This window comes from Vibrio cincinnatiensis, from assembly GCF_022113815.1.
GTDB lineage: Bacteria > Pseudomonadota > Gammaproteobacteria > Enterobacterales > Vibrionaceae > Vibrio > Vibrio cincinnatiensis_A.
In genome coordinates, this window is sequence record NZ_SGOM01000001.1 from 615,931 (window position 1) to 642,683 (window position 26,753).

At 44.4% G+C, this 26,753-nt stretch carries 23 protein-coding genes and 1 tRNA gene; 10 read left to right on the forward strand and 14 right to left on the reverse strand.

Translation table 11 applies throughout. The annotated features are described in order from the left end of the window. Positions 1-2: 2 nt before the first annotated feature. From EXA13_RS02910 to cobT, 8 genes are all read right to left on the reverse strand, one after another. Entirely contained in the window at positions 3-1,121 is a 1,119-nt protein-coding gene (locus EXA13_RS02910) for an efflux RND transporter periplasmic adaptor subunit (RefSeq protein ID WP_238131782.1), read from the reverse strand. A 573-nt stretch (positions 1,122-1,694) separates the two neighbouring features. Further along, positions 1,695-2,450, reverse strand: coding sequence for a vitamin B12 ABC transporter ATP-binding protein BtuD (gene btuD, locus EXA13_RS02915; RefSeq protein WP_238131783.1), 756 nt, complete (start codon positions 2,448-2,450; stop codon positions 1,695-1,697). After that, the gene (gene btuC / locus EXA13_RS02920) at positions 2,437-3,432 is read right to left on the reverse strand and encodes a vitamin B12 ABC transporter permease BtuC (RefSeq protein ID WP_238131784.1); all 996 of its coding nucleotides are present in this window, start codon (positions 3,430-3,432) and stop codon (positions 2,437-2,439) included. The genes btuD and btuC overlap by 14 nt, the downstream gene beginning before the upstream one ends. A 71-nt stretch (positions 3,433-3,503) precedes the next feature. After that, on the reverse strand, positions 3,504-4,532 hold the full coding sequence (locus EXA13_RS02925; protein WP_238131785.1) for a succinylglutamate desuccinylase: 1,029 nt from the start codon (positions 4,530-4,532) through the stop codon (positions 3,504-3,506). A 170-nt stretch (positions 4,533-4,702) separates the two neighbouring features. Then, a complete protein-coding gene (locus tag EXA13_RS02930) occupies positions 4,703-5,326 on the reverse strand; it encodes a histidine phosphatase family protein (RefSeq protein WP_238131786.1) in 624 nt (207 codons plus the stop codon). Then, on the reverse strand, positions 5,326-5,871 hold the full coding sequence (cobU, locus tag EXA13_RS02935; RefSeq protein WP_238131787.1) for a bifunctional adenosylcobinamide kinase/adenosylcobinamide-phosphate guanylyltransferase: 546 nt from the start codon (positions 5,869-5,871) through the stop codon (positions 5,326-5,328). The genes EXA13_RS02930 and cobU overlap by 1 nt, the downstream gene beginning before the upstream one ends. Beyond that, positions 5,856-6,668 (reverse strand): adenosylcobinamide-GDP ribazoletransferase, encoded by an 813-nt coding sequence (locus EXA13_RS02940; RefSeq protein WP_238131788.1) that lies wholly within the window; start codon positions 6,666-6,668, stop codon positions 5,856-5,858. Before EXA13_RS02940 ends, cobU begins: the two co-directional genes overlap by 16 nt. Then, on the reverse strand, positions 6,668-7,732 hold the full coding sequence (cobT, locus tag EXA13_RS02945) for a nicotinate-nucleotide--dimethylbenzimidazole phosphoribosyltransferase (RefSeq protein ID WP_238131789.1): 1,065 nt from the start codon (positions 7,730-7,732) through the stop codon (positions 6,668-6,670). The genes EXA13_RS02940 and cobT overlap by 1 nt, the downstream gene beginning before the upstream one ends. Before the next feature lie 160 nt (positions 7,733-7,892). Here cobT and EXA13_RS02950 point away from each other — a divergent pair, with 160 nt between their 5' ends. From EXA13_RS02950 to cdd, 6 genes are all read left to right on the forward strand, one after another. Further along, positions 7,893-8,582 (forward strand): NAD(P)H-binding protein, encoded by a 690-nt coding sequence (locus tag EXA13_RS02950; RefSeq protein WP_238131790.1) that lies wholly within the window; start codon positions 7,893-7,895, stop codon positions 8,580-8,582. Between the two features lie 166 nt (positions 8,583-8,748). Beyond that, positions 8,749-10,119, forward strand: a complete 1,371-nt coding sequence (locus tag EXA13_RS02955; protein WP_238118267.1) for an L-cystine transporter — start codon at positions 8,749-8,751, stop codon at positions 10,117-10,119. A 157-nt stretch (positions 10,120-10,276) separates the two neighbouring features. After that, positions 10,277-11,698, forward strand: a complete 1,422-nt coding sequence (gene sbcB / locus EXA13_RS02960; protein ID WP_238118268.1) for an exodeoxyribonuclease I — start codon at positions 10,277-10,279, stop codon at positions 11,696-11,698. A 31-nt stretch (positions 11,699-11,729) separates the two neighbouring features. Beyond that, positions 11,730-12,113, forward strand: a complete 384-nt coding sequence (locus tag EXA13_RS02965) for a CidA/LrgA family protein (protein WP_238118269.1) — start codon at positions 11,730-11,732, stop codon at positions 12,111-12,113. After that, on the forward strand, positions 12,113-12,793 hold the full coding sequence (locus tag EXA13_RS02970) for an LrgB family protein (RefSeq protein WP_238118279.1): 681 nt from the start codon (positions 12,113-12,115) through the stop codon (positions 12,791-12,793). Before EXA13_RS02965 ends, EXA13_RS02970 begins: the two co-directional genes overlap by 1 nt. 158 nt (positions 12,794-12,951) lie before the next feature. Beyond that, on the forward strand, positions 12,952-13,839 hold the full coding sequence (cdd, locus tag EXA13_RS02975) for a cytidine deaminase (RefSeq protein WP_238131791.1): 888 nt from the start codon (positions 12,952-12,954) through the stop codon (positions 13,837-13,839). Positions 13,840-14,060: 221 nt separating this feature from the next. Here cdd and EXA13_RS02980 read toward each other — a convergent pair whose 3' ends face one another. After that, positions 14,061-16,760 (reverse strand): bifunctional diguanylate cyclase/phosphodiesterase, encoded by a 2,700-nt coding sequence (locus tag EXA13_RS02980; protein WP_238131792.1) that lies wholly within the window; start codon positions 16,758-16,760, stop codon positions 14,061-14,063. A gap of 302 nt (positions 16,761-17,062) precedes the next feature. Between EXA13_RS02980 and EXA13_RS02985 the strand changes: the two genes are divergently transcribed. After that, entirely contained in the window at positions 17,063-18,376 is a 1,314-nt protein-coding gene (locus EXA13_RS02985) for a ferredoxin reductase family protein (RefSeq protein ID WP_238131793.1), read from the forward strand. 153 nt (positions 18,377-18,529) lie between these two features. After that, positions 18,530-19,705 (forward strand): formate-dependent phosphoribosylglycinamide formyltransferase, encoded by a 1,176-nt coding sequence (purT, locus tag EXA13_RS02990; RefSeq protein ID WP_238131794.1) that lies wholly within the window; start codon positions 18,530-18,532, stop codon positions 19,703-19,705. A 51-nt stretch (positions 19,706-19,756) separates the two neighbouring features. Here the strand turns inward: purT and EXA13_RS02995 are convergent, their stop codons facing one another. Then, positions 19,757-20,413, reverse strand: a complete 657-nt coding sequence (locus EXA13_RS02995; RefSeq protein ID WP_238118274.1) for a thiopurine S-methyltransferase — start codon at positions 20,411-20,413, stop codon at positions 19,757-19,759. Positions 20,414-20,689: 276 nt separating this feature from the next. On the opposite strand from EXA13_RS02995, the gene EXA13_RS03000 reads away from it, so the two are divergent. Further along, a complete protein-coding gene (locus EXA13_RS03000) occupies positions 20,690-21,469 on the forward strand; it encodes a phosphoribosylglycinamide formyltransferase (protein WP_238118275.1) in 780 nt (259 codons plus the stop codon). Between the two features lie 102 nt (positions 21,470-21,571). Here the strand turns inward: EXA13_RS03000 and ihfA are convergent, their stop codons facing one another. From ihfA to pheS, 3 genes are all read right to left on the reverse strand, one after another. Then, entirely contained in the window at positions 21,572-21,868 is a 297-nt protein-coding gene (ihfA, locus tag EXA13_RS03005; protein WP_238118276.1) for an integration host factor subunit alpha, read from the reverse strand. A 462-nt stretch (positions 21,869-22,330) separates the two neighbouring features. Continuing rightward, positions 22,331-24,718: a phenylalanine--tRNA ligase subunit beta gene (gene pheT, locus EXA13_RS03010; protein ID WP_238131795.1), complete on the reverse strand. Its 2,388-nt coding sequence runs from the start codon at positions 24,716-24,718 to the stop codon at positions 22,331-22,333. 18 nt (positions 24,719-24,736) lie between these two features. Continuing rightward, positions 24,737-25,720 (reverse strand): phenylalanine--tRNA ligase subunit alpha, encoded by a 984-nt coding sequence (pheS, locus tag EXA13_RS03015; RefSeq protein ID WP_238130982.1) that lies wholly within the window; start codon positions 25,718-25,720, stop codon positions 24,737-24,739. Between the two features lie 376 nt (positions 25,721-26,096). Here pheS and EXA13_RS03020 point away from each other — a divergent pair, with 376 nt between their 5' ends. Next, positions 26,097-26,579, forward strand: a complete 483-nt coding sequence (locus tag EXA13_RS03020; RefSeq protein ID WP_238130981.1) for a GNAT family N-acetyltransferase — start codon at positions 26,097-26,099, stop codon at positions 26,577-26,579. Between the two features lie 97 nt (positions 26,580-26,676). Here EXA13_RS03020 and EXA13_RS03025 read toward each other — a convergent pair. Then, a tRNA-Gly gene (locus EXA13_RS03025) sits at positions 26,677-26,752 on the reverse strand. Between the last annotated feature and the right edge of the window lies 1 nt (position 26,753).

A 26,753-nucleotide genomic window follows, 5' to 3' on the forward strand; every position in this document is an offset into this window, starting at 1 on the left:
TCCTACTGATTGTCAGGTGACGGTGCCACGTCAGCACTAGGCTGAACTTGGGAGTTATCACTAATAATAATCGGAGCACCATTACGTAATTTAAGTAAACCTGAAGTCACGACTCGCTCACCTACCTCCAGCCCTTTTTCGATCACGATAACATCTCCACGACGCTCGCCAGTTTGAACAAAACGCTGCTGAACCAACAAGGTGTCATCGTGTTCTTCAACCACAAACACCGAATTACCATAAGGGTTAAATTGAATGGCCGTTTGCGGAACTAGACTCACGCTAGCAGGATCTCCGGTATTCAACTGCACTCGGGCAAACATTCCAGGGCGCAAAGCGAAATTCTGATTCTCCAGCGTGGCTTGCACTTCAATGCTTCGGCTCGCTTCTCGTATCGAAGGAGCAATAGCAGTGATTCGTCCAACAAAAGTTTGGTCAGGTACAGAATCGACCCCAACTTGAACGCTTCCGCCTAATTCAATGTTCGGTAACTGCTGCTCTGGCAAAGTAAAGTTAAGGAAAATCGGTGCGAAAGATTGCAGTGAAACCACCGTACTACCGGGTGATAACCATTGGCCTAAACTGACTTGCCGAATGCCTGCGACCCCATCAAAAGGGGCTCTAATCGTTTTTTGGGCAATACGAGCTTGTTGGCTTTCAACCGTGGCCGCCGCTTGCTTCGCTTCACTTTCACGCAAGCGTAACTCCGATTCAGAGACATTTTTCTCTCGATACAAGCGCTGATAACGAGTCAGTTCTAACTTCGCCAAGTCTTCCACCGCTTGTAACCGTTTTAATTCTGCTTTATCGACCGAATCATCCAATGTAACAAGCAGTGTGCCTTTTTTGATACGGATTCCATTGTCAAAATAGATACCAGTAATAATGCCACTGGCTTCTGTGGTGAGATCGGTACTATGAACGGCAGCAAAACTCCCAATCGCACTGACAAAAGGTTGCCATTCATCGGTCGTCACTTCACTCACCGTCACTGTGACTGGAGGAATCGGCATATTGTCAAAAAATTGATTCATAAAATAGTTACCGACCGCTTTGTAGGCAAAAATGCCACCAAAAATCAGCGTACTGACGATTAACATCAGGATCATGCGTTTTAACATGAAAACTCCTTGCTGGTTGATCCTTAAATGAAATAACAAAAAGTAATGAAAATCAGGAGACATTTCTAATCCTAATTCCAATACCGTTACCTTGCTCAAAATAACGTCATAATGTCACAATAATAAAGCGAAAAGTGCTGAAAAGATGATTTTCAAAAAACCTTATGTCACTACCATTTTATGCGTCAAATATGAAAAAGGTTCTTTCATATCCAAAACTTTTCCCTGTGCCAAACCATCATAGTGTTGAATAAATAAAAAAGCATGAACAGACATCAAGAAATAACTTATGGTTATCATTCACAGTACGTTTTACGCCATAGTACAGAGCTTCTCTAGCGCTCTTTTCAGACAGCAATAAAGCGATCATTTGATAAAAAAAGCCACCTCAAGAGTAAGGTGGCGAATGTGACTATAAAAGCCTAACAAGAACGAGAATGTATCGCTAAGAGTAATGCGATTGGTGTGCCAATATTGGGGAGAAATTAACCGATTGATTTTTAAATGAAAATATTCTATCAACTTCCAATAAATTCATCACACTGCCCAACAAATGGGCTTAATGCACCAAAATCACTCAAACAGAAGGTAGGCTCGCCCCTGCCAATCCACTCGCTTCACTGAGGTTTGAAAAACGCCCGCAAGGTTCTCTTCCGTTAATACATGAAGTGCGGGACCAAAGGCATGCATAATGCCCTTATCAAGCAATAACACTTGATCGGCATGATGAAGTGAACGATTTAGATCATGATTAGACATCATAACCGTAATACCTTGATTCGCGATCCGCTGAATCAAAGTATAGAGTAACTGTTCCTGAGCAATATCGAGCGGAGCAGCAGGCTCATCAAGAATCAACACTTGACCATCAAGATTAAGCGTTGGCCAAATCTGTAAACAACTACCGGCAAGGCGTACACGCTGCCATTCTCCACCAGATAAAGAATGGATGGTGCGATGAAGTTTGTCACCTAAATTGAGCAAGCTGCAGATTTCATTCAGTGCGATCGTAACCTCTGAATCGTGATGATGCTTACCCTGGGGAAGAGATAAAGCGAGGTATTGAAAAACATCCAAATTAAAAGCGGGTTTATCACTTTGTGATAGATAAGCTCGTCGTAGTGCAAGCTCCGAGAAAGAAAGCTGAGAAAGAGGAGTTTGGTTAAGCATAACCTCTCCTTGGCTTTCCAATACGCCAGCCACAGCTGCTAATAACGTACTTTTTCCACTGCCATTAGGGCCAACCACATGTAAAATTTCACCCTTTTTGCACTGAAAAGAAAGGGGAAGTAAGCGTGTTCCAACCTGTAAACCGTTAATTTGAATCATGGTTTTTTATCAACATCCAGATAAAGATTGGCGCACCTAACGTAGTAGTGACGACGCCGAGTGGCAGTTCAGCCCCCTCTAACATCAGGCGTGCCACAATATCAGAAAAAACCAGCAGTAAAGCTCCGCCAATCGCGGCAAGGGGAAGCAACATTCGATTTTCACTGCCTAAAAGTAAACGCAAGAAATGAGGAACAACGAGACCAACAAAGCCAATTACACCACCAAGCGCTACACTCACCCCCACTAAAATCGCCACAGAAAAAATCAGCTTCCAGCGTAAATTCAGCACATCAATACCAAGCTGTTTAGCATGCCCCTCACCTAGCATCAGTTTATCCAGTTTAGCGCCTTGAAACATCAGCCACACCATCACCGGTAATGCGAAAAGCGACAGGCTGTGCTGATACCAACTAACACCACTGACGCTACCCATGAGCCAATACATTAACTGTCTTAAATTTAAGTTGTTACTAAAATAAAAGGCCCAAGTCACTGCCGCACTAGACAAAATGCCAAGTGCAACACCAACCAATAATAGGCGCGTCGTACTTAGATGCATGGTTTTTGCTAAAAGAACAAGCAATAAAGTAAACAGTAAGCAGCCGATGACGGCGGCAATCATAAAGATCGGCGGAGTCGCCAATAAGGGAAAAAAGAAGAGTACGACAACCATGGCGACACTCGCACCGCCAGAAATACCCAGAATGCCCGGTTCTGCCAGCACATTACCCAGTAAAACTTGTAAAGTCGCCCCCGATAGCGCTAATGCGCTACCTATCAAGATAACAGCAAATAAACGCGGTAATCTTAATTCAAAAACGACCTGTTGTTCTAAAGGAGTATGGGAAGTCCATGGCCAAATCCAAACCTCACCCACCATGGTATAAACAACGCTACTGATTAGTAAGGCACATAACATCAGCCATGAAGCATGATGCCAGCGGCGCTGTTTTTGTTGGATGAGCTGACTAAATTGCATTGAGAGATCAAAGGCTTTGATGAGAATGGGTTAACCTTACCGTCATCACAGGCCAAGCTCAAGAGATTTACTTAGTCGTAGACTAATTGATCCTCTTCATAGCGAGTATCCACTTTACACACCATCAAGGCAGCTCGCTGACCAATGGCAACATGACGGTTAGGAAATACTACCGCTTCCCCTTCATTCTTCGCCATTAACGGTTTATCCCCATCGTGCCCAAACACTTCACCATGCATAAAGGCTGTAAAATTCTCAACGTCTTCACCAAAACGGAAATCAAAATCATCATGCATACGCACAATGGTTCGACTGACTCGGTAAATAACGGGTTTCTTAGGCAAATGCTCAGGTGTTTCCCTTGAAACAAGATCGCGCAGCGCAAGATCAAAAGCAACCAAACGAGAAAGATCGTTCTCTCCCAATCGAGCCGTTCGACCCAATTCAATGGTCATGGCTTGCGCAGCAAAATATTCCGCACTAAACCAACTAAACGTACTTGATGGAGCATTAGAAAGCATGACGGCTTCAATATGTGCTTGTTCAATAAAATGCATTAATGCTCGGCTACGCACTGGGTGGCGAGTTTTGGGACTGACGGCAAAAGAATAGTGCTTAGATTGACGAATCGCGCAGTGTAGGTCCAAATGCCAGCGTAGCACTGGGGCCGTTCCCACATAGAACTCTGCCACCACTTTCTTTAAATGCTCAGCAATCGAGTATTCTTGGGTATTAGGGTGCGGCTTATCATCGAACAGGCGGTTCAGGTTCTCTTCAATAAAGCGAGTATGTTTTTGCATTGCTGCTGGGTGAGCAAAAATAAATAGACAACGTTCTTTAACCGTTTGAAAACCGCTTAGAATATCTTCCAGCAGTTTATCCACTAATTCCATCGGGGCGGTTTCATCACCATGAATACCACAAGAGATAACAATGTGTTTCGTTTGTGCATTGTTCTGTGCAGGCACAACTTCAACCAAACCACGTTCATGTAACTTAACCGTTACACCCGAAAGTGTGGTGACCTCACCACGTAAAACTGGCTGCTCAAGATCAAGACTGTCGAAAAGAAAAGATTGGCGAAATAGTGACTTCGTCATGCGCTACTCCTTTATTGCACAGCGGTATGGTAAAGAATTGTTCAGCCAATTTATGTTGGGAGGATCGCACTTATCAAGACAAAAGCTATTTATTCATAGATTTATGAACAATAAATACAGTCCGTCTAACAGCGCAAATTCTACCACTAACTGTGGCGAATACTCTATAACTACCTTTTAGTTATTATGGATGCCAATGGTAATGGAACACCAATATAGTTGACCATTACCTGCGGAGGATCCGTCGGGTAAATGGTTAACTGAGTTATTGATTGATTGGCAATCGACAGTGAGGAATACCAGCGTGGATTTTGCCAATTGAGCTGTAAAATGTCTGCCAATAATAGACGGATGGTTCCGCCATGTAAGATCATCAAACAATCTTTATCACACTGATGCAACCAACGGTGCCAAGCGTTACTCACTCGCTGATAGGCCTCGAATAGCGGCTCTGCTCCGGGCAAAGGATGATTGACTGGATCTTGCCAAAACGCCTCTAAACAAGGCCAATGGAGAGATAATTCATCAAAGGTTTTTCCATCAAACTCACCAAAATCAAGTTCTTGAAATGCAGGCTCAATTATCACCTCCAACTCTGGCCTCAGAGCTTTAAGTTGTACCGATAAATCAGCGCAGCGGCGCAGCGGTGAAGTCACGACCGTCGCAAATGATAAGGACTTAAGCTGTTCTGCAATCGCTTGCTGCGTTTTATCCGCTACAGCGACATCCGTTCGCCCATTCAAAGCAGCAGGTCCTACCGTTTTCCCATGGCGAAGCAGATAGAGAGAAATCATCAACCGTTTTCCTTTAATATGAGAGGAAGCCCCGCACAAATAAAGACGACTCGCTGAGCCACTTTAGCAATGGCTTGATTCATCCAACCAGCGTAATCCACAAACAAACGTGAAGCTTCGCCGAGTGGTACAATCCCCATTCCTACTTCATTAGAAACAAGCACAACTCTTGCCTTGCTGCACGTGAGTGCCACCAGTAATTGTTCTAACTGTTGCTCTATCTGTTTTTTGTTCAGTACCTGCCCATCATTATAAATCACATTGTTAAGCCATAAGGTCAGGCAATCAACCAGCACAATATCATGCTCACGAAACTGGGTGAATAATTGCGCCAAAGCGAGAGGTTCTTCATGTTCTAACCAACCTTGACCACGTTGCTGCTGATGATGTGCGATACGTGCTTGCATCTCCAAATCACAGGCGGTTGCTGTTGCCACATAATGAAGTTGAGAGGAGGGACTCTCAGCAAGCCACAATTGAGCTTGCTGCTCTGCATAATGGGACTTACCACTTCTTGCCCCACCTAAGATCAGTTGAATAGCCACTGTACACGTCCTAACACTTGAATACCTTGCTGCCAATAAGCAATCAACAGTAAATAAATAGCTAGCTCCATAATCTGTTGCGCTGCGCCTAAGCAGTCTCCGGTAAATCCGCCCAGCTGCTTGGTTAACCAAGCCTTAAAACCCACTCGGAATAACCCGGTTAACAAAAGCAGCCCAATAAACACTTCGACGCTAAACCAGAATGCAGGAAACACTCCAGTAATCAACAATATCGCCAACTCGCTACGACTTTGGCGGCTGGCAAGAGGCTTGCTTTTACTGCTGTCTGGATCACTCACATAAGGCAAATCATAAATAAAGCTCGCGGCTACCGCTCGGCTTAAGGTATACCCCAGCAACCAAACGGGCACTAACGACATCCAAGAGTCCAAGGAAGAGAGAAACAAATATTTCCCCAACAATGCCATGATTAATGCGGTTGCACCATAAGTCCCGATGCGGCTATCTTTCATGATGAGTAGCCGCCGCTCAATGGTCATTCCACCACCAATGCCGTCAACCATATCGGTTAACCCATCTTCATGAAAAGCACCCGTCAATAATAAGCTCATGAGCATAGTTAAAAATAGGCTAATGTGGCTAGGTAACACCCCACTTAACACCGTGAAAGTCAAAGCACATAAGCTGCCGAGTAACAGCCCAACCAAGGCGAAATATCGCCCCGCTTGATTCATCCGTTCTACACTGTAAGGCAAAGATTTCGGCACGGGCAGACGGGAAAAAAAACTGACCGCTAATAAAAAGAGCTGCCACTGATATTGCACTCGGCAAAACATTACACTGTCACTCCGGCTTGCTCAAAGCTGGCCATCGTATTGTAAAATTCTGCGGTGGCACGAAGAAGAGGCACGGCCAATACCGCCCCCGTTCCTTCCCCTAACCGCAGTCCTAAATCCAACAAGGGTCTCGCCTCAAGCAGTTGTAACACCGCTTGATGTCCTGATTCATGAGAGCGATGAGCAAAAATCATGTAATCTCGACAGCTAGGGTTAAGTAAAGTGGTAACATACGCCGCCACCGTCGCAATAAACCCGTCCACAATGACAGGAGTATTGTGCTGAGCAGCGGCTAAAAATCCACCGACCATTTGCACAATCTCAAATCCCCCCAGTTCTGCAAGCACCAGCTTAGGTTCTTGTTTAGGATCACCCATTGCTTCTTGACAACGTAATACAGCTTGATGAATAAGCATTTGTTTTTTCTGAAATTGTTCCGATGATATTCCGGTCCCCTTCCCTACACAGATTTCACTCGGTAGCCCTGATAATGCAGCCAATAATGCAGCTGCACTGCTGGTATTAGCAATGCCCATTTCACCAAACATAACAAGGTTGGAACCAGAATGAATCACCTTTGTCACTAACTGCTGCCCATATTCTAGCCCTTGCTCGACTTGTTGAGGCGTCATCGCCGCTTGCTGAACAAAATTCTGGGTTCTTGCGCCTAAGCGCTGTACCACCAAGTGAGGATGAGCAGTTTCAATAGGGAGTAATATGCCACAATCTACCACTGTTATCTGTACTTGGTTAGCTCGACAAAAACAGTTAATCGCCGCACCACCCGAGAGAAAATTCATTACCATTTGGTGAGTAACGTCACTGGGCGCAATACTCACGCCTTCGTCAGCAATCCCATGGTCGCCAGCAAAAACAACCACGTTCGGGTTATTTAGGGTGATGGATTCTGCGGCTTGCGTTTGTCCTTGGCTCTGAATGAGTGCCAACTGATAAGCAAGGGATTCCAGATTACCCAGTGCTCCTAAAGGCTTGGTTTTTTGGTCAATACGCTGAGTGATCTGATGATGAAATGAAAGATCTAACTGTTTGAAAAGGTAAGACATTGCTAATCCCTAAGCCGAAATAAAATCAGTGGGAGCAGTCTACTCGTTATCCTTTGATGATGCTACGCTTTGTCCATCACAATCTTTACTTAACAAACCCGCGTGAGCTTTCATTCATGCTATGCTCCTACTCTCATCGATTCAGTGGCGAGACAAGAAGATGAATTCATCGATTCGCAACCCCATTGTTATAGTGGCTGGAGCTTCCGGTTTAGTTGGATCCTGCGTGATGCAACGCCTGCTCGCACAACCGGCTATCCAGAGAGTCTATTCTCTTACACGACATTCTTCTGGGCTTCCACATCCCAAGTTAACCGAATGGATTGATGCACAACTGAATATTACTCAGTGGGATGATGACCAGCCTCGCCCAACCTATGGAGTGATCGCTTTAGGTACAACCCTCAAACAAGCCGGTTCAAAGCAAGCATTAGAAAAAATCGATTTTGATTTAGTCTGTCAAGTCGCTCAAACCATGAAGATGTTAGGTGTGACTCGATTAGCCGTCGTGTCCAGTTATGGCGCAAATCCCACATCACGCTCACACTATCTACGTTGTAAAGGCCGAATGGAAGAAGCAATCCGCCGGCAAGGGTTTGAACATGTCACCTTTGTTCGCCCAGGACCGCTGAAAGGTCAGCGAAAAACACCAAGGCTGGACGAAATTTGGCTACAACGCGTCATGATTCTCGGACAATGTTTCTTATTTGGTCGGCTCAAAAACCTGATTCCGATCGAAGCGGATCGAGTTGCTCAGGCCATGTTGTATCAATTATTTGACTATTCCGAACAACGCATCTCTCTTTTACATTCACAAGACATCCATCAAATGTTGAAGAAATATCAATAAAACGAACAATTCACCAGCAAAATGTTGTTTGGATAAACAAATCGTTCAGTTAGATAACCATTTGTTCTAAATCATACTGTTTTTTTCTTTTTCATATAAACCTTGAAGCGGTATCCTGCCTTCGTTTTCCATTCTTTACTCTTACCCCATTTTAAGGATGTTTATTATGTCAGTTACAGCTATCGCCATGCTCGCGGTATTTGCCGGCATTTTGCTGTTCCTGTTCAGCCAGCAGAAAAAAGCGTATTCCCTTTCTCGTGTTGTATTACTAGGCCTTGTGCTTGGTAGTGTATTCGGACTGGCTCTACAGCTAACCTTTGGTGAGAACAGCCCAGTCATCAGTCAAGTCCTCTCTTGGATTGCTATCGTCGGTAGCGGCTATGTGGGGCTACTAAAAATGGTCATTATGCCATTAGTCCTTGTTTCCATGATTTCTGCTGTCGTAAAACTAGAGAACAGCGGTTCACTAGGTAAAATCTCAGGGCTGACCATCTCGATTCTATTGATCACCACCGCGATTGCCGCTTTGATTGGTATTTTAGTCACTCAAGCCTTTGGCTTAAGTGCAGCAGGCCTCACGGAAGGAAGCCGAGAAGTCGCTCACATGACTCAATTAGAATCTCGTGCCGCGACAGTGGCTGATTTAACGATCCCACAGATGCTGTTGAGCTTTATTCCAACCAACCCGTTTGCAGACCTAACGGGAGCACGCTCATCATCCATTATTGCGGTCGTGATTTTCGGTGTACTCATGGGTATCGCAGCTCGTAAAGTGATGATCGAAAAAGAACAATTTGAAGCGCCGATTCGTCAATTTGTTGATGCGCTGCAATCGATTGTGATGCGCTTAGTAAAAATGATTATCGCTTTGACACCTTATGGCATTGCCGCGCTCATGGCTAAAGTCGTCGCCACATCCAGTGCGAGTGATATCCTCAATTTGCTCGGTTTTATCGTCGCCTCTTACATTGCGATTGGCCTAATGTTTGTTGTACATGGAATATTGGTTTCTTTTGTGGGCGTTAACCCTAAAACGTACTTTCAAAAAATTTGGCCTGTATTAACGTTCGCATTCACATCACGTAGTTCTGCCGCCACGATTCCGTTGAATGTTGAAGCACAAATTACGAAATTGAATGTGCCACCCGCCATCGCCAACCTTTCAGCTTCATTTGGAGCAACGATTGGCCAAAATGGATGTGCAGGAATTTACCCAGCCATGCTCGCTGTGATGGTTGCACCCACAATGGGGATAAACCCACTCGACATTCACTTTGTGCTCTCTTTAATTGCGATGATCACAATCAGCTCATTTGGTATTGCAGGTATTGGTGGTGGCGCTACATTTGCCGCACTGATTGTACTGCCAGCAATGGGATTACCTGTCACCATCGCAGCCCTGTTAATTTCGATAGAACCTTTGATTGACATGGCACGTACCGCATTGAACGTTTCTGGTTCAATGACGGCCGGTACTATTACGAGCCGCTTAATGAAGCAGATTCATGAACCAGAAGCTGAACAACAACAAGCTTAAGTTCGTTTAATGGCTTATCATCTGTTAGCCGGCCTTAATCGGGTCGGCTTTTTCTTTCTCTAAACTTATGCTTTATCACCCAGTCCAATCATTGCCATGTCTTGAGTGGAATGTTCTAATACTCATCATCTCCTCTTCGTTACTGGGTTAATCACACATGCAACAACACCAGCCAACTTTCTTCTTCTTTGATTATGAGACTTGGGGAACGAGCCCTGCGAAAGATCGTCCCAGTCAGTTTGCCGGTGTCCGTACCGATATGGATTTCAATATTATCGGTGACCCATTAGTGATTTACTGCCAGTTACCTTGTGATTACCTACCGGGGCCGGAGGCTGCGTTAATCACCAAAATTACACCACAAAAAGTGATGGAGGAAGGGCTAGCTGAGCCTGAGTTTATTGCTCGGATTCATGCGGAACTTGCCACCCCCAATACGACTAGCCTAGGTTATAACAGCATTCGTTTTGATGATGAGGTGACGCGCTATACCTGTTATCGCAACTTTCTTGACCCTTATGCGTGGAGTTGGCAAAACGGTAACTCTCGCTGGGATCTATTAGATGTGATGAGAGCCTGTCACGCGCTACGTCCGGAAGGGATCCACTGGCCAGAAAATAACGATGGGTTTACCAGTTTTAAATTAGAAGACCTATCAAAAGAAAATGGCATTGAACATGAAAATGCACATGATGCAATGGCCGATGTCATCGCTACCATCGAACTCGCAAAAAAAATCAAAGCTGCCCAACCTAAGCTTTTCGATTATTTTTTATCAATGCGTCATAAACGTAAGCTGATCGATCTGGTCGATATTGTCAATATGACGCCTTTAATGCATGTTTCTGGCATGTTGGGGCGAGAATGCCAATACACCAGTTGGGTCGTTCCAATGACATGGCATCCCACCAACCAGAATGCTGTTATTGTGGTCGATTTAGCCAAAGATCCTGAACCATTATTCACGCTATCTGTCGAGCAATTACATCGACGTCTTTACACCAAACGTGAAGAGTTGGCCGAAGATGAATTACCGGTGCCCATCAAATTGGTGCATCTCAATAAATGTCCGATTTTAGCGCCTGCAAAAACCTTAACTGCAGATAATGCCGCTGTGATTGGGATTGATCGTGAACAATGCTTAGCAAATCTCGCCTTACTTCGTCAACATCCAGAAATTCGAGAAAAATTAGTTGCCCTATTTACGATTGAACGAGAATTTCCCACCACGGTTGATGTCGATAGCCAACTGTATGATGGGTTCTTTTCCCCTTCTGACAAAGCTGGCATGGAAATCATTCGCTCAAGTCATCCTGAATTACTCGGCAGCTTAGATATTCAATTTAGCGATCAGCGAATCGCCCCACTGCTCTTTCGCTATCGTGCTCGTCATTATCCTTGGACACTTAATGATGCTGAGCAGCGTCGCTGGGCTAATCACTGTCGAGATTATTTTGAAACACGTCTACCCAGCTATATGCTTAATTTAGAAAACTTAGTGCAAGAGCACCAAAGTGATGAGAAAAAAATGGCGATACTCAAATCTGTGTATCGCTATGTAGAATCTTTAGCTTGCTAAAAATCGCTTTTATTAATTGTGAAAATTAACCATGAATACGATCACTCTTCACCTCAAAACCGCCGCTCAATACTTGGTGTCTATGGGGTTAATCTTTCTCTGCCTCTGGGCTGGGATCACCATACAGCATTGGTTGGGGATCGCCATTCCCGGCAGTATTATCGGCTTATTATTTCTTTTCACCTTATTAGCCAGTGGGCTCGTACCCATTGAATGGGTAAGACCCAGTGCTCATCTTTTTATCCGCTACATGATCTTACTGTTTGTCCCAATCAGTGTTGGGTTAATGGTTCACTTCGATATGTTGCTCAATAACCTGTGGCCAATCCTCGCCAGTGCCATTGGTGGCACCGTTCTCGTTTTGGTTTCACTCGGTTATGTATTGGATCGGCTACTTAAAAAAGGAGAAAAATGATGTGGTTACTCGTCACATTAGTGGTCTTTTTCTTTGCTCGTTGGGTTGCACAAAAATGTCGAACCCCTTTGGTTAACCCACTGTTGATCTGTATTGCTATTTTAATCCCGACCTTAATCTATCTTCAGGTACCGTTTGATACCTACTACGCTGATAATCATTGGATAAGCGATCTCCTACAGCCTGCTGTCGTCGCACTTGCCTACCCACTGTACGAACAGCTCCCCCAAATTCGCTCTAACTGGCGCATCATCATGTTAGCCTGTGGTATCGGCAGTATTATGTCTATGCTTACGGCCAGTTTTATCGCGTTATCGATGCAGGCAGACACATCATTAGTCGCCGCCTTGATGGGAAAATCCGTCACCACTCCCATTGCGATGGAAGTTGCCAATAACCTAGGAGGGGAACCTGCGATTGCGGCCATTCTTGTTCTACTGGTTGGCCTCTTTGGTGCCATCATGGCCTACCCTATTTACAACTTGCTTAACATTACCCACCCCATCGCAAGAGGCCTAACGACAGGCACCGTTTCTCACGCACTCGGTACCGCAACTTGTGCGGAAAAAGATGCACGGGATGCAGCATTTAGCTCACTCGCCCTTGTCGTTTGCGGCATTATTACATCCATTTTAGCCCCAACCCTGTTTGCATTTAGTGTTTGGCTTATCTACGGATAAGCCACGCCTGCTCACCTAAGGATACCGATTGCGCCATGTGTGATATCACTCTAATTATGAAATATTAGAATCCATTACATATCTAGTCGTGACACAGATCTCAGCAAGCACCGCTCAATTCACTAAAATGAAGTTCAATAAACGGATAAGGATAAATTATGAATCGTCGTATTGAACAAGCTTTAGCACAATTGCCATTGGCCGTGAGCGAATACCTCTCACCGATCGTGCTCACTGAAAAATATGATGCAACCCTGTCTGCTGAACAGTTTAACCAGTTACTTGCTATTTCAAAGTTAACCGATGCTGAATTAAGAGTCGCTTTACTCCCGCTTGCTGCGGCTTATGCTTATGTCCCTATTTCTCAGTTTTATGTCGGTGCGATCGTGCGTGGCATCAGTGGCCACCTTTATTTTGGGGCGAATATGGAATTCTCAGGTGTGCAGCTCGGTCAGACGATTCACGCAGAGCAAGCCGCCATTAGTCATGCTTGGATGAAAGGTGAGCAAGGCATTACGGATATTACGGTTAACTACAGCCCATGTGGACACTGCCGTCAGTTTATGAATGAATTGACAAGCTCACACACGTTGACCATTCAACTTCCTGAACGCGAAGGAAAATCACTGCAGTATTACCTCCCAGAATCCTTTGGTCCGAGAGATCTCGGTATTACCTCTGGCCTAATGTCAGAGACGGATCATGGGTTATTTACCGATATCCAAGAGCCATTATTGCAAGCTGCCATACGAGCCCTTAACCGTAGCCATGCCCCTTACACGAATAACTTAAGTGGTGTTGCTCTGCGCACAGCTTCAGGTCAAGAATTTAGCGGCGCTTATGCTGAAAATGCGGCATTCAATCCAAGCCTTCCGCCACTACAAGTCGCACTGATCCAACTACGAATGGCAAGAGAGTCATTCGAACAAATTCGTGAGGCTGCTTTAATTGAAATGTCGCAAGGCACCATCAGCCACTTGGCGGATACTCAAGCCACATTAGAAGCGATAAATCCAGATATTCCTCTGTCCTATTTATCGCTCTAGCAATAAACATTTAAAGTTTGTGAGCCTTGATAAATACTCAATGTTTCAAGGCTCACTTACAATGGCACAGGGCCGTACCTGTGAACGGATTAAATTCGTAATCATCAAATTATCTTAGATCGACAAAAGCCGCTTAACTCAGCGGCTCAAATTAATAGTGCCATTCATATTAAGCGACCATTACAGTATTGTGAGCCACAATCTCATCGTTCATAAGGGACTTAATAAAGCGTAAATTTTTCAAAGGCTTGCTCTGCAGTCATGGGTTTATAAAAATAATAGCCTTGAATTTCATCAATATTCCATACCGTTAATTTTCTAAGCTGCGATGCTGTTTCAACGCCTTCTGCGACGGTGGTCATTCCTAGTTCTTTCGACATATGGATAATATTTCGGATAAGGCTTTTGGCCTTACTATTGGTTTCTAAACCATCAATGTAGGATTTATCCAGTTTCACAATATCCAATGGGAAATTACAGAGTGAACTGAACGAGGAATACCCCGTACCAAAGTCATCCAGTGCCAGTTGAACCCCTAATGCTTTAATGGTCTCCATTCGGTGAATAATATCATCTTCCGCTCCTAGCAAGATACTCTCCGTCAACTCAAGAACCAACTGCCCAGGGAGTAAGTGATAAGTCTCGATTACCTTGTGTAACGTTTCCACCAAACTATTATGGTGAAAATGAGGGCTAGAAATATTGACATGAATACTTAAGTGGGAAGAGAGGGTTTTATCCGCACATTGAATTTGTTGAATAAACTGACACGCTTTCTCCAATATTTGTTCGCCTAATTCCACAATCAATTTTCTCTGCTCGGCCAGAGGAATAAAAACCGCTGGGGAGATCATCCCTAATGTTGGATGAGTCCAACGAGCCAATGCTTCAAAACCAACCAATTGACCAGATTCAGCTTTCACTATCGGTTGATAATGCGCCGTAAATTCACCATTTTTTAAAGCTGCAACAATATCTCGGTTTAACACTAATAGCTCTTGAGTTCGCTCAAAATGCTGCGCATGAACCAGAGTCACAGACGTATTAGTGCCGCTGTCATGTGTGACAGCATACAACCCGGTGTGCGATAAATTTTCAAAATTTTCAAAATCAATAGCAGAAGATAACAATGCGGCTTTTAAGCCGATATCACATTCTATATCTTCTAGCATGATTTTCTGGCGATATTCCATTAATACGCGATTACCTTCCCGCTCAAAATCAAGGGTCGGTTGCTCTGCCCAAATCATAAACTCTTGTTCACTGATTCGGCCTATCTCCATAGCGGGGAAATGACGTTTCAACGTCGCCGCTAAATGTTGAACAATTCGGTCGTAGTAATCGTGCCCATATACATCATCAATTTCTTTTAAGCGTGATGCATATAGATACAGCACATTAAATGTAGTCTCCGCTTGCTGAATACGGTGATTCACTCGTTTCATCAAGGTCTGCCGATTCAGTAAACCAGAAACAGGATCACAATGTTTTAATGTTTCAATTAATTCTGCCTGCTGCTTTTGCTCACTGATATCTTTTACTGAAAGCATAATGGATGAATTTTCACCATCATTTAGCAAAGCGGCTTCAACCGAGCAGGCAATGTCTGAACCATCATGTCGCTTCATTGTCGTTTCAAAATGATATTGCCCTTGGTTAATCGAATGATACAGTTGCTCTGTACCACACTGAGTATGTTTACAGCCGCAAATCATACTCAGTGGCTGACCGATAAGTTGATCACGCTGGAACCCCAATAGCATGAGCACCGTAGGGCTTACATCCACAATGATTCTATCGGTCAACAATATCATTCCAACCGTGCGACTATGATAAAGGACATCGAATTTTTGTAAGGTTTCTTGCAGCTTCTCTTCTGTTTGTGAAGAAGAGAGAGCCAGAGTTTTCACCCATTGGGTGATTCGATCAAACTCATCGGTATGATTGTTTTTTTCAGGCGCGGCTACCGTACTCAATAAATTTTGCATTCCTTGTTCAAAATAACTAAAACGTCGGCTCACCGTGACCCAAAAAATACCGTACATAATGAGCGCTATGGCACTGGTAACTGCGAGCATAACGACAATAAGCAATACAAAAACGCTTTTCGCTCGTTGATAATAGAGCCTCGGCTCTGTGGTTTTTAGTACCGCAATCGCCTTACCGTGATCATTAGTTAGGAGAGTATGATGAATGAGATGTTGATCGGTTCGCTCTATAAATAAATGATCATGCCCACTTTGCTGAGCAGAATTCCAAAATGCCACACTTTGCTCATCGGTTGACAGTTGGTTATCTGCCATTAAGATTCGCTCATAATGCTGAGGAAAACGGTTTGTTAAATTCTGCCCCCATAGCATCCAACCAACGGCTTCAGTATCTCCACCACTATCTCTGACAGCTGTTAGGCTGATGGCCCACAATTGCTGTTCAATACTGACCAAGCTTGCTGTACTGTTTTTTTTTGCATCTAACTGCTTATCCATTTGTTGCAAATAATGTGTCAGTACTTCCGTTTGTAATAACTGCTTCGCTTGTTGGACAGATTGGTCTGTCTCCCGAGCAAAAGAGAGTAACAGCGTTCTATTTGGACGAATATAAGCCACAAGGTCTAAATCCAGCGCGTCTAAACCATCCTCTGTTAAATTTCGTTCGGCATAACCCGGATCTCGATCGGTCAGCAACATGTAGGTTTCATCCCAATACGCCCAATCATAAGAGGATTCTTCCTGCCGTTGGACAACAGATTCTACAACCGATAATGCTTGGTTACTGGCTCGGTGAACTTCAATATTTTCTAATTCATAGAGGCTATAGAGAAAAAAATACCGAGTGAGAAATAAGCTACTTAGTACCACACCGATTAACCCTACGGCAAACAGCAACGCTGTTTTTATTTCTAAGTTAATTGTTCGAAGCATCGCTGTGTACTCATCTACTACTTGATCGTTATAGGTAAAATACTAGTTGTTAAAATCAATAAATAAAATGATTTTATTCATGTATATATCACCAAAACAGATGAGTTGTTCGATTTACAACCACATTTAGACAAAAGCAATAAGAGATCCTATTCAAAGGCGTCCTGTTCTTACTTACCCACGGTTGAAAATTGCTCGCTTTGTCAGCTTATGTCAAGAAAGGTAAGGTTTGATAAAGCTGATACCCTTCTCTATCTATCAGGTCTAATATTTAACCATACAATAAACAGGGATTTGTTGTGATGAAAAAAATAACACTACTGGTCTTGCTGCTATGGTTACCTAACCTTGTATTCACTTGGTCAGAGGATGCTCACTTTTTCTATTGGCGTCATCAGTTCATTTTGCTGAGTGGTATGTTAGGGCTCGTTTACATGGCACTCGCGATGTTACTGGCCATACGACTACCAAAAGTCGAAAACTATGTGCATGGCCAGGATAAGGCTTATGCCATTCACAAGTGGCTAGGCATCCGTGCTGGTATCACATTAGTAATACACTGGCTACTGGTAGAAATTCCTCATTGGTTGATCCGTTTTAACCTCCTTGAACGACCTCAACGCCGAGCCCAATTCGCACAATCATTAGATCTGATTAACTGGACACATCTTGCCAAGACAATTGGCGAATTGAGTTTTTACTGTTTAACGGCAGTTATCGCTATTAGCTTAATTCAAAGTATCAGTTATCGGAAATTTCGTTTTACCCACAAATTAGCAGGGGCTCTCTTTTTAGCGGGGGCTTTTCATTCGATCATTTTATTAGACAATCAACCCAGTGCACTTGGTATGAACCTTCTGGTTTGGGGTGCAGCGCTTTTAGGATCAATATGCGCCTTTATTTCACTGAGTGGGCAAATTGGGAAAAGGCGTAAAGTTCAAGGACAGGTTTCTTATCTAAAGCACATCAATGAACCACAAAGCCAGTATCGAGTTCTGCATATTGGTATCACACTTGACACCCCTATGGCATACACTGCGGGTCAATTTGCCTATCTTGACTTTCTTGATGGTGAACCCGCCCACCCGTTTTCTGTCCTAAAATATGATGTTTTTTCTCAGCAAGTAGAATTCGCTATCAAAGATCTCGGCGATTACACTCACCAGCTCTATCACAGTTTAACATTCGGTCAACCCGTTTCCGTTGAAGGTGGTTACGGACGTTTCTGCCTTCCACAAGCCACGCATCAAGTATGGATTGGAGCTGGCATTGGTATTGTCCCTTTTATCGCTTGGATACAAGCCTTGAGTCAAAAAGCCTCAAACTCAAACCATCAAATCGATTTGTACTATTGTCGAGAAACGAGGCAACAAACGGCTTTTGTTGAATTAATCCAAACCATGATAGCTCCTCTGCACAACATTCAATTGCACATTTATACTGCAGGTAACCATGAATATTTAAGTGCAAAAGAGATTACGCAAGGGCGAGATTTATCGGAGTTGAGTATCTCTTTCTGCGGCCCCATGGCTTTTTCACAAAGCATGAAAAACGCACTGATTGATGCTGGATTAGCACCAAATAACTTTCATTCTGAGCGGTTTATGATGCGTTAAGATTTGATTCCTCCCTAAAGGCAAACGTTTTCTTTTTTTTACCTTTCCAGTATCATGGCCGCTGTTTTCGCTCTCGGTATAGTGAAGTCTTTGTATCATTAACCCTCATCGCAGATGACTTCACACTATATGCATGATTAATAAGGATTCTTTATGTTGGGGACCGCAACTCTCAATAGTGCAACTCGTGTTCTTTTACTTGGCTCAGGTGAGCTAGGAAAAGAAGTAGCCATTGAATGTCAACGCCTAGGTTTAGAAGTGATTGCTTGTGATCGCTATGCCAATGCCCCTGCGATGCAGGTAGCTCACCGTAGCCATGTATTCGATATGCTCAACCCCCAAGCATTGCAACAAATTGTTGAGTTAGAAAAGCCGCATTATATTGTCCCGGAAGTAGAAGCGATCGCTACAGCGAAGCTGCTGGAACTCGAAGCTCAAGGCGTAACGGTTGTCCCGACGGCTAATGCAACAAGCTTAACCATGAATCGTGAAGGGATTCGCCGTCTGGCTGCTGAACAACTCTCTCTGCCAACCTCACCTTATCAATTTGTAGACAGTTACGCAGAATTTGTCTCTGCGGTAGAACAAGTTGGCCTTCCTTGCGTGTGTAAGCCAGTGATGAGTTCATCAGGTAAGGGGCAAAGTATCCTTAAAAAGACTGAAGATATTGAGCCTGCATGGCAATATGCACAAGAAGGTGGACGCAGTGGTGCTGGTCGCGTCATTGTGGAAGGGTTTGTTGATTTTGATTATGAAATTACACTCCTGACTGTTCGAGCGGTTGATGGGGTACATTTCTGCGCGCCTATCGGGCACCGTCAAGAAGAAGGTGATTACCGCGAATCTTGGCAACCTCAAGTCATGTCAGAAAATGCCTTAAAAGCAGCAGAATACGTCGCAGAAGAGATTGTGAATGCACTCGGTGGTTACGGTATTTTTGGTGTGGAACTATTTATCAAAGGCGATCAAGTTATCTTTAATGAAGTTTCCCCTCGCCCACATGATACCGGAATGGTTACCCTTATCTCACAAGATATTTCCGAATTTGCACTGCATGTACGTGCCTTTCTAGGCTTCCCTATCGGGAAAATCACTCAATATGGGCCATCGGCATCTGCCGCACTGTTAGGTCAAGGAACCTCCCGTGATGTGAAATTTTCTGGACTCGATGACGCATTAAGTATTCCAACCGCTCAGCTTCGCTTATTTGCAAAACCGGATATTGATGGTCGCCGCCGCTTAGGTGTTGCTCTGACTCGCGGTAAAGATACAACGCAAGCGACTGAACGCGCCATAGAAAGCGTAAAATCGGTTAAGATCCATTACTAACCCTCTTTTCTATACCCAAGCCTTTGTATTGGCTTGGGTATTTCATGAACGTTAGTGCTCATTTCGCTCAATCAACCAAACTTCTTCTGCAAAACGACTTAGCCCTTTTTGCGCGCGTTTCGGATGCGGTACCCCCACTTCATCCCGATGCAATTTTTTAATAGAAAGCCCGGAAAATAATCGATGAACTGCGGCTTCAGAAACACTAAATGGAGGCCCATTCAGCTCGCCTTGCTCATAGTCAAGTGTCACTAATAAAATTCGCCCACCAGGGTTTAGTAAAGAAAGTAGCCGTTTAACATACTCATTCCACCTAGTTTCCGGCAACGCAACCAGTGCAGCACGATCATAAATAATATCCACAGGTTGAAGAGGTGCAGTAAAAATGTCCCCCGTATACAAGCAGAGTTCATCAAACTGATAAGAGGTATGGTAAGCCGATAAGTCCGTCACCAGTGGTGTATAAAAATGTTCGGCAAAGAAAGCGCGAACCGCTATTGAGCTTAGCTCAACCCCTTGAACATCATCATGCTGCTCGGCAAGCCAAACTAAATCTTCACTTTTACCGCATAAAGGCAGCAAGACTTTATCTTGGCGCTGAGGGTTTGTTGCTGACCAATACTCCATCAATAATGGATTTACTTCCATTAAGTGAAACCCAATTTGATTCATTGCCCATTTATTATGCCAAAATTCAAGATCGCTCATCACAACACTTTAACTCAAAAAAGGCCTAGCATACCCAATTGTGACAAATTACGATAGCAATGCGCTGCCTCATCTTTTGTTACATTTATCAAGGGAACGGATTTCATTTTTACGCTTCTAATTATTGTGACCAATAACTCACTCTACAGAAATGAAAGAGAGACAACGTTGAGTTTTCTTTCATAGACCCAATACTCTAAGTAACGACTTTTTTGTTGGATTAGGATGCTTCTAGGTTCTACTTTTGACCTAAACCACATAAGTTAAGGAGAGTGAATGAGTCTATTGCTGAGAACCACGGCACTTATGCTGCTCACGCTAAGCCGAGCACCAGCCTTTGCCGCAGCCATTCCGGTCATCAATTCATCCTCACAAGAGCCACAAGGAGAGTACCAAAATCAGATTAATGCCCAGCGGTTTAAACACAGCTTAAGTGGCCTGTATGGTATTAAAACGACTTACCATACTATGATCCAACCTTACAATGATTTTGATGTGCTCTATAGTAAAGCACACCAAGCTCAACATGAACTCGAAACATTGTGTAAAAGTACCGCAATGTTAACCTCAACTCAGGCGCACTTTTCCGGAGTAAAATCGCAACAGAGAGCCCGCGAAAAAGTCACACTGGAATTGGCTGGACAAGCAGAACGCATCACAGACCTTGCCCGAGCAACCATGATTGCAGATGACGTTCCAAGCTTAGTTGAAGCGTATGAAGCACTAGGCCGCGAAGCGACCATTGTGAAAGTAAAAAACCGCTTTAAATCGCCCGCTCCGTCTGGTTATCGAGATCTCAACGTGTTGGTCGAATTACCTAAAACTAAAATTATTGCCGAAGTGCAATTTCATTTAAAAGCCATCGCTGATGTGAAAAGTGGCCCCGAACATGCTTTATATGAGCAGATCCAACAAATTGAACGTCAAGCAAACCAAGAGCAACGACCTCTCAGCCTTTGGGAAAGTGCACAAATCAAACGATTCCGCACAGAATCATTCAACCTATATCAACAAGCTTGGTTGCCATACATCACAACCAATATCCAAGCAGCATAACTCATGCTTTCTTCTATTATCATTACTATTACTCTCTACCGCTTTTGCCGGTAGAGAGTAATAACAAAAAGGCCACGTTAATTCGTGGCCTTATGCTCGGTCTTATTTTTCGACTTGAATGTTCTCGACTCGGGCTTTTAGTTTCTGCCCTGGGCGGAACGTTACGACACGTCGAGCAGTGATTGGAATATCCTCTCCCGTTTTTGGATTTCGACCAGGTCGTTCATTCTTTTCACGTAGATCAAAATTACCGAAACCGGACAGTTTAACCTGTTCGCCGCTTTCCAGTGCTTTACGAATTTCTTCAAAAAACACTTCAACCGTATCCTTGGCATCCCGTTTACTAAATCCTAGATTTTCGAACAGGTTTTCAGCCAAATCGGCTTTTGTGAGCGCCATAAAACTTCCCTCAAAGCTAGGTTTAACCTTGCTGCTTCAAGCAGCACCAAAGCAATTTTTGCTTAGCCAATCAAAGACATATCGGCTTTAAACAAAAGTGTATGTCAAGCTTATGATTTTCGCCAACTTTTTTATTTAACTAAATAATTAAAGCATATTCAACAAGTTGGATTTTTACTCTTAAATTCTCACAAAATAAAAAATAAAAACATAAAACAAAAGAAACAGTAGAATTTTAAAATAACAAAACAATATTTTTGCTATTTTATTCTGAATGTAAAAATTCAGCTCCATTTTATCTCTATTATAAAAAATACATGAATAAGCAGAAAAATCATAAACTTGCTGAAAATGATTGTATACCTAAAGCTAAATGAAGTCACTGAAAGCGCAACACTGGCTAAAAAAAAAGAGCAAAGCCACAGCCTTGCTCTTTTTGAATGAATAACCGTTAGTGAACGATTAATCTCGTAGCGTAGCAGAGAATTGTTCTGAAACCACCTTGACGATATTGTCTACTGCTGCAGCAATATCGGCCTCTTCCAAAGTGCGTTCTGAAGATTGAAGTGTCAAAGCAATAGCTAAGCTCTTCTTCCCTTCTGCAACCCCTTTGCCAACATAAACGTCAAAAAGTTTTGCTTCTTTCAGTAATTCTCCACCCGCCACTCGGCATGCATCAACAATATCACCAGAAGCAATCGTTTGATCAACAACCACAGCAATATCACGACGATTTGATGGGAATTTAGAAAGAGCCACGGCTTCTGGAATGACTTTACTGTTGATCGCTGACCATTCGATTTCAAACACGATGGTGCGGCCATTCAGACCAAATTTACGCTCAAGCTCTGGGTGAACCGTCCCGATCACACCGATCGTTTTGCCATCCAGAACAATCGCAGCAGATTGGCCTGGGTGCAGCGCTGGGTGTTTTGCCGCAGCGAAGCTGTATGCTTTGCCGTTTGCAGTCAGTTCCAGAATCGCTTCCACGTCGCCTTTCAGGTCAAAGAAATCAACGGTTGCTGTCTCGATATTCCAATGTTCTTCACTACGAGCTCCAGAGATAACGCCCGCCAACATCGGCTCTTGACGCATGCCGTTTTCAGCTGCTTGATCCGGAATGAAACGCAGACCTTGTTCGAACAGGCGAACGCGTGGTTGCTGACGTTTTTGGTTATGAACCACAGTGTTCAACAGACCTTGAATCAAGCTTAAACGCATGGCAGACATGTCTGCTGAGATTGGGTTTGGCAGAATCAAAGGCTCAACATCTGGCACGATCAGTTTTTGCTGCTCTGGCTCAACGAAGCTGTATGTAATGGCTTCGTGGTAACCACGATCCACCAGCAGATCACGAACGCGTTTCAGAGGCAGGTTTGCTTCTTTGTGCAGGTTCATGTTCAGCGCAGCCGCTGGAGCTTGGTTGGGAATATTGTCGTAACCGTAGATACGGCCCACTTCTTCCACCAGATCCTGCTCGATGGCGATGTCAAAACGCCAAGTTGGCGCTGTCGCTGCCCAGCCTTCCGTAGTAATTTCAACGGTCATACCCAAACGTTGCAGGATTTCAACCACGTCCGCATCCGCGATGTGGTGACCCAGCAGGTTGTCTAGTTTCGTTCGACGCAGAGCCACGGTGTTCGGTTTTGGCAGATCGGCATCAGATTCAGCCGCAACCACTGGCGCAACTTCGCCACCACAGATATCGATCAGAAGCTGAGTTGCACGTTCCATCGCAGCAAATTGCAGTGCGTAGTCCACACCACGTTCAAAACGCATTGAAGAATCGGTGTGCAGACCGTAGCTGCGTGCGCGGCCACGGATATGATCCGGAGCGAAGAAGGCACATTCTAGCAGCACGTCTTTGGTTTCAGTGCTCACACCTGAGTGCTCGCCACCAAAGATACCCGCAATTGCCAGCGCTTTGTTGTGGTCAGCAATGATCAGTGTGTCGGCATTAAGTTCCGCTTCGTTGCCGTCCAGCAGTGTAAGTTTCTCGCCTTGCTCAGCCAGACGCACCACGATGCCGCCTTCGATCTTCGCCAGATCAAATGCGTGCATTGGCTGGCCTTGCTCAAGCATCACGTAGTTAGTGATGTCGACGATTGGGTCGATGGAACGAATGCCACAACGACGCAATTTTTCTTGCATCCACAATGGCGTTTGCGCTTGAACGTTCACGTTCTTCACAATGCGACCAAGGTAGCGAGGACACGCCGCTGGCGCTTTCACTTCAATCGAAATGTTCGCATCAATCGTGGGTGCAACGGGTGATACGGCAGGCTCAGCCACATCCGTTCGGTTCAATACGCCCACTTCACGTGCCATGCCACGCAGGCTGAAACAGTCGGCGCGGTTTGAGGTCAGGTCAACATCGATGGTGACGTCATCCAGCGCCAGGAATTCACGGAAATCCGTACCGATAACGGCATCTTCCGCTAGTTCCATGATGCCGTTGGATTCAACATCAATGCCCAGTTCAGAGAAAGAACACAGCATACCATGAGAAGGCTGGCCGCGTAGTTTCGCTTTTTTAATTTTGAAATCACCTGGCAGTACAGCGCCAACCGTCGCAACCGCGACTTTGAGGCCCTGACGGCAGTTTGGCGCGCCACATACGATGTCGAGCAGTTCTTCTTCGCCCACATCCACTTTTGTCACACGCAGTTTGTCGGCATCTGGGTGCTGACCACATTCCACAACGTGGCCCACTTTAACGCCAGTAAAAGTACCCGCAACAGGAAGGACGTCGTCAACTTCCAAGCCGGCCATCGTAATTTGATGAGTAAGCTCGCCAGTGGTAACCGCTGGGTTAACCCACTCACGAAGCCAAGATTCGCTGAATTTCATTGTGATTAAACCTCTGGATTACTTGAACTGTTTTAGGAAACGAAGATCGTTTTCGAAGAATGCACGCAGGTCGTTCACACCGTAACGAAGCATGGTCAGACGCTCGACGCCCATACCGAAGGCGAAACCAGAGTATTTTTCAGGGTCAATACCCACACTGCGCAATACATTTGGATGCACCATACCGCAGCCCAGTACTTCCAGCCATTTACCATTCTTACCTTTCACGTCCACTTCGGCTGAAGGCTCAGTGAATGGGAAGTAAGACGGACGGAAACGCACTTCCAAATCTTCTTCAAAGAAGTTGCACAGGAAGTCGTGCAGAATGCCTTTCAGCTGCGCAAAGTTGACGTTTTCGTCAACCAGCATGCCTTCCACCTGGTGAAACATTGGCGTGTGCGTTTGGTCGTAGTCGTTACGGTAAACACGGCCAGGTGCGATGAAACGCAGTGGTGGCTGGTTTTCTTCCATAGTACGAATTTGTACGCCTGACGTGTGAGTACGCAACATTAACTTGGGATTAAAAAAGAAGGTATCGTGATCAGTACGTGCTGGGTGATCATCGGCGATGTTCAGAGCATCGAAGTTATGGAAATCGTCTTCGATTTCAGGACCAGACTCAACGGTAAAGCCCAGTTCACCAAAGAAGCTTTCAATACGCTCGATAGTGCGGGTTACAGGGTGCAAACCACCATTTTCAATACGACGTCCAGGCAAAGTAACGTCAATCGTTTCTGCCGCTAACTTCGATTCAAGCTCTGCACGTTGCAGGCTATCTTTACGTGCAGCAATGGCTTTTTGTACCATTTCTTTCGCAACGTTAATTTCTTGGCCGGCAGTACGACGCTCTTCGGGGGGTAATTTACCTAGACTTTGCAGTTGAGCGGTTAACTCACCTTTTTTGCCCAGATACTGAACACGCACTTCGTCCAGTGCAACCAACGACTCAGCAGCGTCAATCGCTACAGTCGCGTTAGCAATAATCTGTTGTAGATGTTGCATTGTTTCCTCGTCTGCTGATGAGCAGTGTCCTTAAGGAGCCCGTAAAGGGAATAAGGGATTCTTGGTTTTTAAGTAGCTGTACATAGTAACGAAAGCCGCTGTCAAAGCCAAATTGAAATCGTAGTCAAAGGGACTTTTACGCAAATGAAAAACACTTTGTTCCCATATTAATAACAATTATATCCATCCCTTTATCACTCATGTTCTTTTAAATTTAGGTTTCACTTCACTTTATTTGAAGTGACCGAAACTGAGCTATGTTCATACTCACCATTACCAAGGGCTAACTACTTATCTGCATCGTCAAACTATTTGGGTATACTAGTACGCGCTTTCAAGCGATCCCCCATTTATTCAAACACGATTGAGGTTGTAAATGAAAATAGAGATTTTCCCTATCAGCAGCGAATTTGATCAATCACTGGCCAATATTATTAAAACCGTTGGCGCAGAATTTGGGGCTATTGGTGAGGGATTCGGCCCTTCCGACGCAGAAGTCAATCGTATGAGCCAACACTACCGACAAGAAAATAAAAGTGGTTACTGGATAGCGACATTGAATGGACAACTAATGGGTGGCGGAGGTATTGCTCCTTTCAACGGTAGCCATTCGCTGTGTGAGTTGAAAAAGCTTTTCTTACTACCAGAAAGTCGTGGGTACGGCATTGGTAAAGCGATCGCAGAGCAATGCCTTTCTTTTGCACAGCATCAAGGTTTCACACAATGCTACTTAGACACACTATCAACAATGGAGAGTGCAATTCATCTTTATCAAACCCTTGGTTTTACCCTTCTTTCTGAGCCCATGCCAGGTACTGAGCATAATGGCTGTGATGTATGGATGATGAAAACATTCTAATTTAACCGTGCTGGTGTGAAAATTTTCACCCAAACCTATAGCCTAATAATGCAATCAAAAACAAAAAAGCCTCGACATTCGTCGAGGCTTTTAATTTTGGAGCGACACACGAGGTTCGAACTCGTGACCTCAACCTTGGCAAGGTTGCGCTCTACCAACTGAGCTAGTGTCGCA

Coding starts and splice junctions, on each gene's coding strand:
- sbcB (WP_238118268.1), top strand. CDS start 10,277: ATGCAACAACACCAGCCAACTTTCTTCTTCTTTGATTATGAGACTTGG.
- EXA13_RS02950 (WP_238131790.1), top strand. CDS start 7,893: ATGAATTCATCGATTCGCAACCCCATTGTTATAGTGGCTGGAGCTTCC.
- EXA13_RS02910 (WP_238131782.1), bottom strand. CDS start 1,121: ATGTTAAAACGCATGATCCTGATGTTAATCGTCAGTACGCTGATTTTT.
- EXA13_RS02970 (WP_238118279.1), top strand. CDS start 12,113: ATGTGGTTACTCGTCACATTAGTGGTCTTTTTCTTTGCTCGTTGGGTT.
- cobT (WP_238131789.1), bottom strand. CDS start 7,732: ATGTCTTACCTTTTCAAACAGTTAGATCTTTCATTTCATCATCAGATC.
- btuD (WP_238131783.1), bottom strand. CDS start 2,450: ATGATTCAAATTAACGGTTTACAGGTTGGAACACGCTTACTTCCCCTT.
- EXA13_RS02965 (WP_238118269.1), top strand. CDS start 11,730: ATGAATACGATCACTCTTCACCTCAAAACCGCCGCTCAATACTTGGTG.
- pheS (WP_238130982.1), bottom strand. CDS start 25,720: ATGCAACATCTACAACAGATTATTGCTAACGCGACTGTAGCGATTGAC.
- ihfA (WP_238118276.1), bottom strand. CDS start 21,868: ATGGCGCTCACAAAAGCCGATTTGGCTGAAAACCTGTTCGAAAATCTA.
- EXA13_RS03000 (WP_238118275.1), top strand. CDS start 20,690: ATGAGTCTATTGCTGAGAACCACGGCACTTATGCTGCTCACGCTAAGC.
- EXA13_RS02995 (WP_238118274.1), bottom strand. CDS start 20,413: ATGAGCGATCTTGAATTTTGGCATAATAAATGGGCAATGAATCAAATT.
- purT (WP_238131794.1), top strand. CDS start 18,530: ATGTTGGGGACCGCAACTCTCAATAGTGCAACTCGTGTTCTTTTACTT.
- EXA13_RS02930 (WP_238131786.1), bottom strand. CDS start 5,326: ATGATTTCTCTCTATCTGCTTCGCCATGGGAAAACGGTAGGACCTGCT.
- EXA13_RS02955 (WP_238118267.1), top strand. CDS start 8,749: ATGTCAGTTACAGCTATCGCCATGCTCGCGGTATTTGCCGGCATTTTG.
- cdd (WP_238131791.1), top strand. CDS start 12,952: ATGAATCGTCGTATTGAACAAGCTTTAGCACAATTGCCATTGGCCGTG.
- EXA13_RS02940 (WP_238131788.1), bottom strand. CDS start 6,668: ATGTTTTGCCGAGTGCAATATCAGTGGCAGCTCTTTTTATTAGCGGTC.
- EXA13_RS02925 (WP_238131785.1), bottom strand. CDS start 4,532: ATGACGAAGTCACTATTTCGCCAATCTTTTCTTTTCGACAGTCTTGAT.
- EXA13_RS03020 (WP_238130981.1), top strand. CDS start 26,097: ATGAAAATAGAGATTTTCCCTATCAGCAGCGAATTTGATCAATCACTG.
- pheT (WP_238131795.1), bottom strand. CDS start 24,718: ATGAAATTCAGCGAATCTTGGCTTCGTGAGTGGGTTAACCCAGCGGTT.
- EXA13_RS02980 (WP_238131792.1), bottom strand. CDS start 16,760: ATGCTTCGAACAATTAACTTAGAAATAAAAACAGCGTTGCTGTTTGCC.
- EXA13_RS02985 (WP_238131793.1), top strand. CDS start 17,063: ATGAAAAAAATAACACTACTGGTCTTGCTGCTATGGTTACCTAACCTT.
- btuC (WP_238131784.1), bottom strand. CDS start 3,432: ATGCAATTTAGTCAGCTCATCCAACAAAAACAGCGCCGCTGGCATCAT.